Raw genomic sequence first — 14357 nt, 5'->3', positions numbered from 1 at the left:
AGCAGCAGGAAAAATTCAATTTAATAAACTAGAAAAAAGATCTGTAGAATTAGAACCAGCTAAAGGTGAAGGGGCAAATTATTATTTTCTTAGAGCAGTTGGCGCTATCCAAAAACATGTAAGGAATTCACCTGATTCAGTTGAATTCCCTGAATTCTTATTTTCACAATCGTAAAAATAAAAACAAGCTCTCGGTATTGAGAGCTTGTTTTTATTTTATTACTAGTATACGTACAATTTACTTTCCGCCAATTTTGGTTGAAGAACTAAAGTCTCATCGTAAGTTTATAGAATACGAAAAAGAAAACGCTACTGATAATACACCGACTTCAACCTACCCCTTCCTTCCACGTTCGATTCTCGTAGCACCCAATATGCAACATTCTGTAATTGAAAAACTCGGCGAAGTATTCGAAAAATGTGACCGCCAGTGTGACTCAGGCCTAAAATATTGTTAAAAACGCTGGATAAATTAGAAAGATTAAAGGTGTTACTTTACCACAAACCGCGTCTGACTACATCCATCCTTCTGTTTCGTTACTTCTAAAACAGCTGGCATTGCGTTTTTCAGCTCTTGAACGTGTGAAATGACACCGATAAATCGGCCTGATTTTTGTAAGTCAATTAAGGCGTCTACTGCTTTTGTTAATGACTCCTCATCTAATGAACCAAATCCTTCATCGATAAACATCGTTTCGATGGATATACCACCTTCATATGCTTGAATGACGTCTGCCATTCCGAGCGCTAAGCAAAGCGATGCATTAAATTTCTCGCCGCCAGATAATGTTTTTACATCGCGTGTTTGGCCTGTGTATGCGTCGTATACATCTAGACCTAATCCACTTTGACGATTTCTTTTTTCAACTCGTTCACTTCGTTTTAAATAAAATTGTCCATTTGATAATTTACGTAATCGTTCGTTTGCAATTTGAACAATTTGTTCTAAATACTCAATTAGGATGTAACGTTCAAATGATATACGGCTTTCGTTATCACCTTTCATTACTTCATATAAGTCAACAAGTTCTTGGAAAGCTTTTTCTTCCTCATGAATTTGCTCATCAATACGTCTAATATTTTCATGTAAATCAGAAATGTATGTTACCGTATTTTGCGCACGTTGACGTTTTTCTTTTATGATATCAAGGTTAATTTCTAGTTCTTTTATGTGTTCACCTAACGCTGTAATATCCATATACTCTTTATCTTTTAATTCAGCATGTAACTCTTCAATTTGTTTCGCAAGTACTTCAAGAGATGAATAATAGCTTTGTATTTCTTTTTGTATCATTTCCATTTCAGCATCACTTAATTTAGCTTCTTTATACGTAGGTTGATCTGTAAATCCGCTCTGCTCAAGCTCTTTCATAAAGCGCGTGAAAGTCTCTTCTTTCTTCAATTTTGCACTTTCAAATTGATTAGTAGCACCTTCCTGTTCTGCTTGAATACGTATATTTTCGTTTTGCCAATGTTGATACGCTTCCTGCACTTTCTTCCATTCGTCCTCCATTAATCTGAGTTCATGCATAGCTTGGTCAAATTGAACTTTCCACTCTTGCACTGTTTGTAAGTTTTCAGGAATGTTTTTCTTATCATGTTCATATGACGTACGAAGCTGCATACAATCCATTTCTATACGGTGCTGCTCTGTTTCTACCTCACGTTTTTGTTTCTGCAGTGCATCTACTTTTTCTTCTACGCTTTTTATTTTCACAGCTGTTTGCTTACGCGTTTCTTCACTAGCTTTTAACGTATTCACTTCAGTTGCTAATTGTTTTCCTTTTTGAACAAGCGCACTATATGTTTCAACTAATTCTTCCGATTGATAGCCTCGCTTCTTAACCTCTTCTATTACCTGTTCATATTGAAGATGATAGAAATTCCACTTCTCCTCTACTTGTACATGTAGTTTTTCAGCAATATTCTTCTTATCTCTTAAATCATTTAACTCGTTTTCATCGATCGCACCACTTTGCTCCGTAGCTTTTTTCGGATGGGTTGTACTACCACATACTGGACAAGATTCGCCATCATGTAGATGAAGAGCCAATATACCAGCTTGTTCACTTAACCAGCGGCGTTCCATATTTTCATATGCATTAACTGCCAATTGCATCTTACTATATGCTGCTTCTTTTTCTTGCTCGAATTTTTGTTTTTCTTGCCATACATCATATGCTTGTTTTAAAACTTTTGCATCTTCTCGCATATTCGTTAGTTCTTCTACTTTATCTACATATTGTTCAAGCGCTTGCTCTAATTGCTGTAATTCACCAGACATTAGCTGTTTTTGATTTGTATGCTCTTCTAATTGTCGATCTAAGTTTTGCATACTTTCTTTTAATTTTCCTATTTGCATTTCTGCATTTTGTAAATTCAACTGTTTCTCAGCTAATGATGCAATAATCGGTTGTAACTCTTCTAATCTTTGAACAAGTTTTTTGGCATTTTCTCTCTCAGGTTCTTTATTTTTTACTACTTCATATTTCTTCTGAGCAAGTTCAAAATTATTCATTATATTTTCTTTTTTGGCGATAATTTGTTTTAACAAACTTTCAGCTTTCTGCTCATTTTGCATCGCTTCTTCGTGCCATTGTTCAAATGGTAATAAGCGCTTCGCTTGTTCCGCACGCTTAAAAGATGTTTCTTTCATTTCAATAACTGTACGATTTTCTTGTAAAGTATTATATTTCTCATTCTTTTGTTGTAAATCTATAAATTTCTCATTTACAGACTTTGCTGCGTGAAAACGTGTTTCAGCATCTTTTAATTGCTTCGTTTGAACATCTTGTTCTACTTGTAATTGCTCAACTTCTGCCTTATACACAGCTATTTCTTGTTCTAATGCTTCTACTACTTGATGCGTATTTACATGCTCTTGTTCCACTAATGTCTCTAATAATGCGCCATCTCGGATCGGTAATTTAAAAACATTACGGAAGTATAACTCTCGCTCTTTCTGCTTTTCTTGTAAGACGTCTTTCCATTGTTTTCGTTTTTGATCAAGTAACTCACGCATTAACTTATAACGATCTGTTTTAAAAATACGACGTAAAATCTCTTCTTTATTTTCTGTCTCAGATGTTAATAGTTTTCGGAATTCCCCTTGGGGTAACATAACAATTTGGCTAAATTGATGTTTACTTAAACCAATTAAATCTTCTACTTTTTTATTTACATCCGTTACATGAAAACGATCAACAGCTGGAACCTTCTCTTCATCAATTACTTCATATAATTCTACCGCATGTCCCGTAATCGTCTTATTCCCTTGTTTTTTATGTCCAAGTTGTCGTTTTATTTCATAACGTTTCCCTTTTAACTGAAAGGTTAGTTCTACGCTTGTATACACATTATCATCAGCAAATTGACTGCGGAGCATGCTCGTATCACTTCGTTCTTCTCCGCTTGCCTCACCATATAACACATAACAAATCGCATCAAAAATCGTTGTCTTTCCAGCGCCCGTGTTCCCAGAAATGGCGAAAATACGATGCTCTCCCAGATCGTCAAAATCAATTACTTCTTTCTGTTTATATGGGCCAAATGCCGTCATAATAAGCTGGATCGGTCTCATCCTCGTTCACCTTCCCGTTCTTGCACTGTTTGTAATACTTCTACAAATAGACGTTCTTTCTCTTCTGATAAATCTAAGCCTTTCATTTCTTTATAAAAAGCTTTTAATAGTGATAAATCATCCGTTTTATGTCTTGAAACAGTTGCTTCATTTGACTCTGTGAACTCTCGTCTTTGAATGGATCTTTCAACATGCATTGCATTTGGATATACAGAGCGTATTTTTTCCATTGGCTGCAAGACAGGATTTTCATCTAATAATTTTACAAACACGTAATCTTCACTTACTGGATGTTGTAATAATTCATCTATTTTCGCTTCTACTGTTCGCATTTTACGACGTGGTGTAAGTAACCTTTTTTCAATTGTTGCTTCACCTTGCTCGTTCAATTCCACAATATAATATCCTTTTTTATGTTTTTCTTCAGAAATAGAATAGGCAAGTGGCGAACCTGAATATCGAATTGTCTCATTACGTACGAAATGCGCTTGATGTAAATGTCCAAGCGCTGTGTAATGAAACTTATCAAAATAATGACTATTTACGTATTCAGCACCACCAATTGAAAGCGGTCGTTCAGCATCACTTGTATTCTCTTCCGCTTCTCCAGCAGAAGTTACAAATGCATGACCAACAAATACATGTCTAGCTTCTTTATCCATCGTTTCAGAAAGCTCATTCATAAAAATACGCATCGCATCATCATGAGAACGTACGTCTTCGTTTTTCAATACATGTCTAACTATACTTGGATCCGCATATGGAACAAGATGGAAGTGAACCTCGCCATGTTCATCATTTAATATAATTGGTTCATAGGGAAATTGAAATTGCCCCACAATAAATAATCCTTGTTTCTTCATTAAACTACTTCCAAAATGAATACGATCTGGACTATCATGGTTACCAGCAACTGCAATAACTGGTGTTTGTAAATCAATCACTATTTTTTGCAGCACATCATTTAATAAATCTACTGCTTCCGTAGGTGGAATTGCTCGGTCATATAAATCCCCTGCAATAATTACGGCATCTGGTTTTTCTTCTTCAACTGCTTGTACAAACTGATCTAATACAATCTTTTGATCTTCAGTCATATACACGCCATGAACAAGCTTTCCTAAATGCCAATCCGCTGTATGAAATAACTTCATGGTTTCCTGCTCCTTTTAATTTACTGAATTTAGTGATACAAGTTGATAGTTTATTGTAGTTTTTCCGTTCTCCCATTCTAACTTTTGTATCATTGCACTACCGATTCTTTCTTCATTTGATTTATATAAAGGTAATATTTCTTGAACTGTAAATAAGTGATAACCATCCAATTTTAATTGAAATATGTTTTCTTCTATATGTAATCTTACTTCTTTTTCATTTGAAATAATTTTTGTGTGCATCTCAAATTTCATGATAGATACAACCCCTTTTTCTAATCTCTACATTATTAATAGTATATTGGCTATGCAAGATTGACAAGTAAATACACGGTAAAGTACATACTTTTCTATTGCCATATGTTTTTTATTTTTATCTACAATACGGTATGTGAAATTTTATTCGTTCCAAAAATAAAAATGTCTCATGTGACATCTTTATTTTTGGATAAAGTCTTTCATTACATAATATAAAACTGTAATGAAAACAATCGCTACAAAAAATGAAAATACTGCGACAATGTAGCCATCCTTATTTAATAGAATGCAAAAAGAAATAGATATGATAAAAATCGGAAATACAAGTCGTACTTTATCCTTCACTTCCTCTGTCGTATCTGTATGATGAAAATACTGCGTTATCCCTATCATTAAAGAAGACAAAATAATCACCGACAATAGTAAAGGTCCTGGCATTCCGATTTCTCCTTTCTCTATTTCTAATGAAAAGCAATTTTTCTTTCATTATAATCACTTGAAATACTCTTTTCGAAGTGATTATGTACAATTTACACATATATAATAGCGTGTTTCGCATGATAACTTCAAATAATTACAATTACAGTAATGTTGTAATATTCATTTTAAACCTCCAAAATCCTGCAAATATAACTCGTCAAAATATGCAATGACCAAATTAACACGTACCGCCAACTTTAGACAAAATTTATAAAGGACATTTCAGTACGTATCAAGAATTAAGAATAAGAAGATATATAAGGGAGGATGAATTATGACTGAACACGTTTTATTTTCTGTTAGTGAAAACGGCGTTGCATCAATTACTTTAAACCGCCCAAAAGCACTTAATTCTTTATCTTATGACATGTTGCAACCAATTGGGCAAAAACTAAAAGAGTGGGAAAATGATGAGCAAATTGCGCTAATCGTATTAAAAGGAGCTGGCACAAAAGGTTTTTGTGCAGGCGGTGACATTAAAACTCTTTATGAAGCACGTTCAAATGAAATTGCATTACAGCATGCGGAACGTTTTTTTGAAGAAGAGTATGAAATTGATACATATATTTATCAATACAAAAAACCGATTATCGCTTGTTTAGATGGAATTGTAATGGGTGGTGGTGTCGGTCTTACAAATGGTGCGAAATACCGAATTGTAACCGAGCGTACAAAATGGGCAATGCCAGAGATGAATATCGGCTTCTTCCCAGACGTCGGTGCTGCTTATTTCTTAAATAAGGCTCCAGGGTTCGCTGGCAGATATGTTGCATTAACAGCATCTATTTTAAAAGCTTCTGACGTATTATTTATAAACGCTGCTGATTACTTTATGACATCTGATTCATTACCCAAGTTCCTTACTGAACTGGAAAGTGTAAATTGGCATAAAGAAGACGATGTACATACTCATTTAAAAGAAGTCATCCGTACATTTGCAACTACTTCAAATTTAGAAAGCGAGCTTGCTCCATTATTAGAAGAAATCAATGCACATTTTGCTTTCGATACAATTGAAAAAATTATTCATTCATTAGAGAAAGATCAAAGTTCCTTTGCTTTAAAAACGAAAGAAACACTATTATCAAAATCCCCTATTTCATTAAAAGTAACATTAAAACAGTTTATTGATGGACATGATAAGTCCGTTGAAGAATGTTTCGCTACTGACCTTGTACTTGCTAAAAATTTCATGAGACATGAAGATTTCTTTGAAGGAGTACGATCCGTTGTCGTTGATAAAGATCAAAATCCGAATTATAAATATAAGCAGTTAAGTGATGTTTCAGAAGAAGATGTAAATCGGTTCTTTAACTTACTTAACGCATAAAGTGAAACGTTAATAAGTGGGGTTCATACAGGAAAAATCAAGGCTATAGAGTCGTATAATTACACGACTCTATAGCCTCTTTGTCATTTAATGATTTTTAATAAAATTTAATTTTATTAAATCAAAATATGTGCTACACTATTTTTAATCAAATATTCTAAAAATAAAAAAGGAGGAGCGACTATGATTGAAAATTATTTTCTTTTCATCATTATGTCTATTTGTCTTATCATTTTACCCGGCCCTGATACTGCAATGGCTACGAAAAACACATTAGTTGCTGGTAAAGTGGGCGGGGTGAAAACAGTGTTCGGTACATGTATTGCACTATTGATCCATACTTTAGCAGCAGTAATCGGCCTTTCTGCACTTATTGTAAAGTCAGCTCTTTTATTTTCTATTTTCAAGTACGTTGGAGCTCTATATTTAATTTATATTGGTATTAAAGCCCTTTTAGCAGTAAGAAATAAAGAAGACGTCGATACGAACGATATTTCTTTGCATAATGAAGACGAACACACTTCTTGCTTTCGTCAAGGGTTTCTTACGAATTTATTAAACCCTAAAGTTGCAGTCTTCTTTTTAACATTTTTACCGCAATTTTTAAATCCAAATCATAATACGTTTATCCAACTTCTCATAATGGGCCTTACTTACCTCATTTTAACAGTTATATGGTTCGCTTTTTATATATTTTTAATTGATAAAATTAGTGCTTTTATGAAAAAACCGAAGACGCAACGTTATATTCAAGGGTTAACAGGAATTATCTTAATTGGTTTTGGTATTAAACTAGCTTTTGAAAAAAGCAATTAACAAGAAGAAAACCACCACAATTAATAGTGGTGGTTTTCATTTAATAATTGATTTGGCTGTCTACTTTATATTAAAACCAGCGCTCAGTTACAACTTTTTTACGTGTATAAAATTGAACGCCATCTGTACCATTTGTACCTAAATCACCAAAGAATGACGCTTTATTTCCTGCAAATGCGAAGAATGCCATTGGTGCTGGAACGTTTACGTTTACACCGATCATACCCGCATCGATGTTATCACGGAACGTTTGTGCATGTTTACCGTTTGACGTATAAATAACTGCACCATTTGCAAATTTAGATTGATTTGTTAGTTTAATACCTTCTTCTAAATCTTTAACACGTACAATGCTTAATACTGGAGCAAAAATCTCATCTTGCCAAATTTTCATTTCTTGATTCACACCATCAAAGATTGTCGCACCTACAAAGTAACCTTCTCCAACTTCTTCCTTAATTTTACGGCCATCTACTAATAAAGTAGCCCCATCTGCTACACCGCTATTAATATAGCCTAATACACGCTCTTTATGAGATTCACGAATTAATGGTCCAACATAATTATCTTCGTGGAAACCGTCACCTACTTTTAACTTCTTCGTCTCTGCTACTAGTACGTCAATGAATTCATCAGCAATTTCATCAACTACCGCTACTACTGAACATGCCATGCAGCGTTCTCCGCTACTTGCAAATGCGGATCCAATTACACCTTGCACTGTTTTCTCAAGATTGCAATCTGGCATTACAATCGCGTGGTTTTTCGCACCAGCTAACGCTTGTACACGTTTTCCATGTTTCGTACCTGTTTCGTATACGTAACGAGCTACCGGCTCAGATCCAACGAACGAAACAGCTTGAATATCTTTATTTTCTAAAATGCTATTTACAACATCTTTTCCGCCTTGTACTAAATTTAGTACGCCTTTTGGAAAACCAGCTTCATAGAATAACTCTACAAGTCTTTCAGCCAAAAGCGGCGTTCTTTCAGATGTTTTTAATACGAATGTATTACCACAAGCAATTGCAAGTGGGAACATCCATAATGGAATCATCATTGGGAAGTTAAAAGGTGTAATACCAGCAACAACCCCGATTGGATAGCGCCAAATTGATCCATCAATTCCGCTCGCAATATTCGGAAGTGCTTGTCCCATCATTAAATTTGGCGTAGATGTTGCTAGTTCTACTGCTTCAATACCACGCTGTACTTCACCAGTTGCATCCGTTAATGTTTTACCATTTTCTAGCGTAATAATTTTTGCCAGTTCTTCTTTGTTTTCTTGTAAAAGCTGTAAATATTTATACAATTGTCTTGAACGATTCGGAACTGGTACTTTAGACCATGTTCCATATGCTGCTTTTGCTGCTTCAACAGCTTTTTCAACATCTTCTTTCGGAGATAGCGGAACGTAAGCGATAATTTTTCCAGTCGCCGGATTTGGAACTGCTTCTACTTCTGTACCAGTAGATTCTACCCACTCACCATTAATATGATTTTTTACTCGTTTAATTTCAGTTGTAATCATTATATTCTCTCCTTTTTTATGATGTTTATAAGTCTATTATTTTTGATTAGAAATTAATTGTTCACTAACTTTTTTATATAAAGCAGCCATATCATTTTCACCATAACCTGCTTCACTTGCTTCTTCATATACGTTTAATAGCATTTCGCTTACCGGTAAGTGAAGTTCGCTTTCTTTCGCTAAATCAACTGCAAATCCCAAATCTTTCTTTAATAAATTTACAGTAAAGCCTGGCTCGTAGTTTTCTGATGCAATGAAACTTTTATAATTGCGCTCATAAATTCTACTTTGACCATAACTTACATTTAAAATATCAAACATTTTATCTAAATCCATATTGTTCTTTTTCGCTAACGTTAAAGCTTCACTCACACCAGCTGTATAAAAACCAATTAATAGGTTATTAATTAATTTAACTGTTGTACCACTATCAATTTGCTCACTAACATGGAAAATATTAGCACCTAGTACGTCCATGATAGATTCTGTTTTTTCATATACTTCTTTTGATCCACCAACCATAAACGTTAATGTACGATTTTCAGCTCCAATTACCCCACCACTAACAGGTGCCGCTAAGAAGTCTACTTTCTTTTCCTTTGCAGCTTCCTCTAACTGTTTGTTTAACTGTGGAGATACAGTACTTGTATCTATTAAAACTACATTCGAGTGACTATTTTCAAATAATCCTTCTTGTCCAAAATATACTGCTTCAACAGCACGAGGTGAAGGTAAACTTGTAAAAATCACATCGCATGTTTCTGCTAGTTTTGAGATTGATAAGCCAATTATTCCTCCTTCTTTTTCAAAGGAAGCTTCAGCGTCTTTATTTAAATCCACACCATATACTGTGTAATTTGATTTAACTAAATTTTTAGACATCGGAAGACCCATGTTACCTAAACCGATAAAACCAATCTTTTTCATATCGCTTTCCCCCTATTTACACAATATACTTTCCGCGATTTATAATAGCTTTCGCAATTTCTCTCTTTTTTGTAAATACGTTCGTGTATAAAGGTACTAATAATTGACGAATTTCAGCTAAAATTACGTGCCTATCTTGTTCTTCTGTAACAGCCGCTGAAAGTATAGAAATCGCCGCTTCTTCTACTTTACGATAGCCTTCTTCACAAATAACGTCAGTTATCATTTGTTTCGTACGTTCTTTCCCTTCACCATTTTTACTAATTGCTTTACTCGTACGTAAAAATGCTGATTCCATGACGTACACATCCGTTAACATATTAGATAATACACGTGAATATTCTTGCTCTTGATCAATTTTTAACCCTGGAGTTTTAGAGAGCGTTTTCAAAGATTGTTTCAACAATTTTTTCGCTAATAAAATGTAACGATGATTTCGTTCGACATTTGCTACATCAATCTCTACTTCAGTATCTTCAATTTGTTCCATTTGCTTCATTAACATTTTGGCAACTGTTAATCTATTAATTTCATTCGTTCCTTCAAAAATACGACTAATTCTAGCATCACGATATAATCGTTCTACCTCGTATTCTTGCATATAACCGTAACCACCATGAATTTGTACAGCTTCATCTACGATATGACCAAGTGTTTCAGAAGCATTTACTTTATTCAGTGCACATTCAATAGCAAATTGAGACATTTTCTTCATAAGATCCTCATCACTCTCATGAATTGCTTCATCAATTACACCTGCTGTACGATAAGCTGCACTTTCTGCTCCATATGTAGCAATGATCATATTTGCAATTTTCTCTTGAATCATCGTAAAATCTACTAATTCCGTTTGGAACTGTTTTCGCTCTTTTCCATATTGAACCGACAATCCAATTGCTTGTTTTGCAGTTCCAATATTTCCAAAAGCAAGCTTTAGTCTAGCGAAGTTAAGAATATTAAGAGCTACGTGATGCCCTTTCCCAACTTCCCCTAAAACATTTTCAGCAGGTATAACAACATCTTCTAAAATAAGCGTAGCCGTTGAAGAACCTTTAATCCCCATTTTCTTTTCTTCTTGTCCAATGGATACACCTTCACATGTTCTTTCGACAATAAACGCTGTCATTCCTTTATTTGTCTTCGCAAAAACAACGTATACATCTGCCATATGAGCATTTGTAATCCACTGCTTCTCACCATTTAACTTCCAAGCAGTACCATCTTCATTCAATACTGCGCTCGTTTTTGCGCTTAATGCATCAGAACCGGCATTTGGCTCAGTTAAAGCATAAGCTCCAATCCATTCTCCAGACGCAATTTTCGGCAAATATTTTTCTTTTTGTTCTTTCGTTCCGTAATATATGTAAGGCAATGTACCTACACCAGCGTGTATATTAAATGAAACACTAAATGCACCAGCGTATCCCATTTTTTCTGCTACAAGCCCTGAAACTGCCTTTCCTAATTCGAATCCGCCATATTCTTCTGGGACCTCGATACTTAATAATCCAAGTTCTCCAGCTTTCTCAAACAATTGACGGGAAACTTTATAATTATGTTGTTCAATATTCTCCATTTGTGTAACAATTTCTTGTTTAACGAATTGTTCTGTCGTTTTTGCGATTAAATCTTCATCTCCTGAAAAATCTTCTGGCGTAAAGAAAGCATGATTCACATCTTTATTAAGTGAAAAAAATTCATCCCACGGTAACTTCGTTTTCTCCATCTGAATCCCCCTATCATTTCGGCCTTACTTGCTACTACTTATGCACGTCTACGATGAGTGGAATATCTTATTTTTGAAAACAGAAGGCGATGATTTTTCACATCAAGCAGTTCGTCTTGCTAAAGATGTATTCTCATCGCCTTAGTTGTTTTATCTATTGATCCTCTGATAATACTGTTTTTGCAATACCAGTATCTAGTTCTTCAAAGTCATGATATGAAATTGTTTCATATAACTCACTTCTCGTTTGCATATTTGAAAGTGCATCTTTTTGAGAACCAGTTTCCTTAATTAAAGTAAACACATTCTCATACGCTTTCGCTGCAACGCGAAGTGAAGTTACAGGATAAATAACCATTTGGAAGCCCATATTCGCAAATTCCTCTGCACTATAATACGGCGTTTTCCCAAATTCAGTCATATTCGCAAGTAAAGGTGCATTTACTTTACTATTAAATAGACGGAACTCCTCTTCTGATTGAAGCGCTTCAGGGAATATCGCATCTGCACCTGCTTTTACATAGGCGTTTGCTCTTTCAATCGCTTCATCCAAGCCTTCTACGCCGCGAGCATCTGTGCGCGCTACAATATATAAGCTTGGTGCAACTTCTTTAATCGCTTTAATCTTTTGAACTAATTCTTCTGTCGTAACGAGTTTCTTACCATTTAAATGTCCACATTTTTTTGGTAATTGTTGATCTTCAATTTGAACAGCTGCTACTTTCGCTTCCACCATTTCTACAGCTGTTCTCGCTACGTTTAGGACACCGCCAAATCCTGTATCAATATCAACAAGAACTGGTAAATCTGTCGCTCTTACTAGATCTCTTGCTCTCTCTGCTACTTCAGTAGACGTCACGATTCCTAAATCAGGTAATCCTTTACTTGCAGTATAGGCAGCTCCTGATAAATAAAGAGCTGAAAATCCTGTATTTCTCGCAACTAAAGCTGCCATTGCGTCATGAGCACCTGGAATTTGCAAAATTTCATTTGCTTCCACTAAAGCTCGGAAGCGATTCGCAAGCTCCTCTTGTGTTGACTGTTTATTCACAACCCAAGCCATTCTAAATTCCCCCTATTATTAAATTAAGAATAGATCTACAAATTCGTTTACATTCATATTTTCTAGTTTCTCTTCATTTAAACAAACTTCATGAATTTGTTCTTGTTGCTTACTAGAATAATGACCTGCCATATTTGCAGTGAATTTTTGAACAACTTTTGGAATTGCTTCGTCTCTACGGAAACGGTGACCAAGTGGATATTCACATTCCACGTTTTCTGTTACAGTTCCATCCTTGAAATGAACTTGAACAGCGTTGGCGATTGAGCGCTTGTTCGGGTCAAGGTAATCTAAACTGTACTGTTTGTTTTCAACAACAACCATCTTATTACGTAATTCATCTACACGTGGATCATTTGCTACTGCATCCTCATAATCATCCGCAACGATATCTCCCTTTAATAAACCAATTGCCGTAATATATTGTAAACAATGATCACGATCAGCTGGGTTATTTAATGGACCTTCTTTATCAATAATACGAATTGCTGATTCATGAGTTGTAATTGTAATACGGTCAATTTCATCTAATCTTTCTTTAATTTCCGGATGTAATTTTACAGCACATTCTGCAGCTGTTTGTGCATGGAATTCTGCTGGATATGAAACTTTAAATAATACATTTTCCATTACATAAGACTCTAATGGTCTAGCTAACTTTAATTCTTGTTTATTAAATAATACATCTTGGAATCCCCAACCCGGTGCAGATAATGCTGTTGGATAACCCATTTCACCTTTTAAAGCAGTCATTGCAAGGTGAACACCGCGGCTTGTTGCATCACCTGCTGCCCATGATTTACGTGATCCAGTATTTGGAGCGTGACGATATGTACGAAGACTAGAATTATCAATCCATGCATGTGATAATGCATTAAAGATTTCTTCACGTGTTCCGCCAAGCATTTTCGCAACTACAGCAGTTGTTGCTACTTTTACGTATAATACGTGGTCAAGACCAACGCGGTTTAAGCTGTTTTCTAAAGCTAATACACCTTGAATTTCATGTGCTTTAATCATCATTTCTAATACTTCACGTACTTTTAACGGTTCTTTTCCTTCTGATATACGAACACGGCTAATATAATCTGCAACTGCTAAAATGCCGCCAAGGTTATCAGATGGATGTCCCCATTCTGCTGCAAGCCAAGTATCGTTATAGTCTAACCAACGGATCATACATCCGATATTAAATGCACCTTTCACTGGATCAAGTACATAAGAAGTTCCTGGTACACGTGTACCGTTTGGCACGATTGTTCCTGGTACAACTGGTCCTAACAATTTCGTACACTCTGGATATTGTAGTGCTAAAATTCCGCATCCAAGTGTATCAAGTAATACGTAACGAGCAGTACTGAATGCTTCTGCGCTAGTTACCTCTTTATTTAATACATAATCCGCAATTTCTTCTAATAATGCATCTTTTTGTTTAATTTCATTTGTTTTAATCATGCTATTCTTCCCTTTCTGTCGAAAATTCGTTATTATT

At 35.1% G+C, this 14357-nt stretch carries 11 protein-coding genes; 2 read left to right on the top strand and 9 right to left on the bottom strand.

All coding sequences use genetic code 11. From position 1 onward, the window contains the following. Nucleotides 1–490: 490 nt before the first annotated feature. The 4 genes from ACVWY7_RS18375 to ACVWY7_RS18360 form a co-directional block, all read right to left on the bottom strand. Nucleotides 491–3580, bottom strand: a complete 3090-nt coding sequence (locus ACVWY7_RS18375) for an SbcC/MukB-like Walker B domain-containing protein (RefSeq protein ID WP_456523891.1) — start codon at nt 3578–3580, stop codon at nt 491–493. Then, nucleotides 3577–4734, bottom strand: a complete 1158-nt coding sequence (locus tag ACVWY7_RS18370) for an exonuclease SbcCD subunit D (RefSeq protein WP_000765133.1) — start codon at nt 4732–4734, stop codon at nt 3577–3579. Before ACVWY7_RS18370 ends, ACVWY7_RS18375 begins: the two co-directional genes overlap by 4 nt. Nucleotides 4735–4749: 15 nt before the next feature. Then, nucleotides 4750–4989, bottom strand: coding sequence for a DUF2584 domain-containing protein (locus tag ACVWY7_RS18365; protein WP_000667348.1), 240 nt, complete (start codon nt 4987–4989; stop codon nt 4750–4752). A gap of 183 nt (nt 4990–5172) precedes the next feature. Next, nucleotides 5173–5430: a hypothetical protein gene (locus ACVWY7_RS18360; protein ID WP_001119407.1), complete on the bottom strand. Its 258-nt coding sequence runs from the start codon at nt 5428–5430 to the stop codon at nt 5173–5175. Between the two features lie 316 nt (nt 5431–5746). On the opposite strand from ACVWY7_RS18360, the gene ACVWY7_RS18355 reads away from it, so the two are divergent. Next, nucleotides 5747–6802 (top strand): enoyl-CoA hydratase/isomerase family protein, encoded by a 1056-nt coding sequence (locus ACVWY7_RS18355; RefSeq protein ID WP_000134908.1) that lies wholly within the window; start codon nt 5747–5749, stop codon nt 6800–6802. Nucleotides 6803–6985: 183 nt separating this feature from the next. Next, nucleotides 6986–7618: a LysE family translocator gene (locus tag ACVWY7_RS18350; RefSeq protein WP_000572323.1), complete on the top strand. Its 633-nt coding sequence runs from the start codon at nt 6986–6988 to the stop codon at nt 7616–7618. 70 nt (nt 7619–7688) lie between these two features. On the opposite strand, the gene ACVWY7_RS18345 is transcribed toward ACVWY7_RS18350, so the two are convergent. The 5 genes from ACVWY7_RS18345 to prpD all read right to left on the bottom strand — a co-directional run bounded on the left by ACVWY7_RS18345 (nt 7689) and on the right by prpD (nt 14320). Beyond that, nucleotides 7689–9149, bottom strand: a complete 1461-nt coding sequence (locus tag ACVWY7_RS18345; RefSeq protein ID WP_456523890.1) for a CoA-acylating methylmalonate-semialdehyde dehydrogenase — start codon at nt 9147–9149, stop codon at nt 7689–7691. A gap of 36 nt (nt 9150–9185) precedes the next feature. Continuing rightward, nucleotides 9186–10076: an NAD(P)-dependent oxidoreductase gene (locus tag ACVWY7_RS18340; protein ID WP_456523889.1), complete on the bottom strand. Its 891-nt coding sequence runs from the start codon at nt 10074–10076 to the stop codon at nt 9186–9188. A gap of 16 nt (nt 10077–10092) precedes the next feature. Continuing rightward, on the bottom strand, nt 10093–11802 hold the full coding sequence (locus ACVWY7_RS18335) for an acyl-CoA dehydrogenase family protein (protein WP_456523888.1): 1710 nt from the start codon (nt 11800–11802) through the stop codon (nt 10093–10095). Nucleotides 11803–11956: 154 nt separating this feature from the next. Then, nucleotides 11957–12865, bottom strand: a complete 909-nt coding sequence (prpB, locus tag ACVWY7_RS18330) for a methylisocitrate lyase (protein ID WP_000312655.1) — start codon at nt 12863–12865, stop codon at nt 11957–11959. Between the two features lie 18 nt (nt 12866–12883). Then, nucleotides 12884–14320 carry a 2-methylcitrate dehydratase gene (gene prpD, locus ACVWY7_RS18325; RefSeq protein WP_000598117.1) on the bottom strand — a complete coding sequence of 479 codons (1437 nt, stop codon included), beginning with the start codon at nt 14318–14320 and terminating at the stop codon, nt 12884–12886. Nucleotides 14321–14357 lie beyond the last annotated feature (37 nt).

This window comes from Bacillus sp. TE9106W (genome assembly GCF_054062215.1).
The sequence above is the reverse complement of the archived record's forward strand: the minus strand, read 5'-3'. Positions and strand labels throughout refer to the sequence as shown.

What these genes read in the sequence shown, in the direction of transcription:
- ACVWY7_RS18365 (WP_000667348.1), bottom strand. Translation starts at nt 4,989, where the DNA reads ATGAAATTTGAGATGCACACAAAAATTATTTCAAATGAAAAAGAAGTA.
- ACVWY7_RS18345 (WP_456523890.1), bottom strand. Translation starts at nt 9,149, where the DNA reads ATGATTACAACTGAAATTAAACGAGTAAAAAATCATATTAATGGTGAG.
- ACVWY7_RS18340 (WP_456523889.1), bottom strand. Translation starts at nt 10,076, where the DNA reads ATGAAAAAGATTGGTTTTATCGGTTTAGGTAACATGGGTCTTCCGATG.
- ACVWY7_RS18375 (WP_456523891.1), bottom strand. Translation starts at nt 3,580, where the DNA reads ATGAGACCGATCCAGCTTATTATGACGGCATTTGGCCCATATAAACAG.
- ACVWY7_RS18355 (WP_000134908.1), top strand. Translation starts at nt 5,747, where the DNA reads ATGACTGAACACGTTTTATTTTCTGTTAGTGAAAACGGCGTTGCATCA.
- ACVWY7_RS18360 (WP_001119407.1), bottom strand. Translation starts at nt 5,430, where the DNA reads ATGCCAGGACCTTTACTATTGTCGGTGATTATTTTGTCTTCTTTAATG.
- ACVWY7_RS18370 (WP_000765133.1), bottom strand. Translation starts at nt 4,734, where the DNA reads ATGAAGTTATTTCATACAGCGGATTGGCATTTAGGAAAGCTTGTTCAT.
- ACVWY7_RS18350 (WP_000572323.1), top strand. Translation starts at nt 6,986, where the DNA reads ATGATTGAAAATTATTTTCTTTTCATCATTATGTCTATTTGTCTTATC.
- prpB (WP_000312655.1), bottom strand. Translation starts at nt 12,865, where the DNA reads ATGGCTTGGGTTGTGAATAAACAGTCAACACAAGAGGAGCTTGCGAAT.
- prpD (WP_000598117.1), bottom strand. Translation starts at nt 14,320, where the DNA reads ATGATTAAAACAAATGAAATTAAACAAAAAGATGCATTATTAGAAGAA.
- ACVWY7_RS18335 (WP_456523888.1), bottom strand. Translation starts at nt 11,802, where the DNA reads ATGGAGAAAACGAAGTTACCGTGGGATGAATTTTTTTCACTTAATAAA.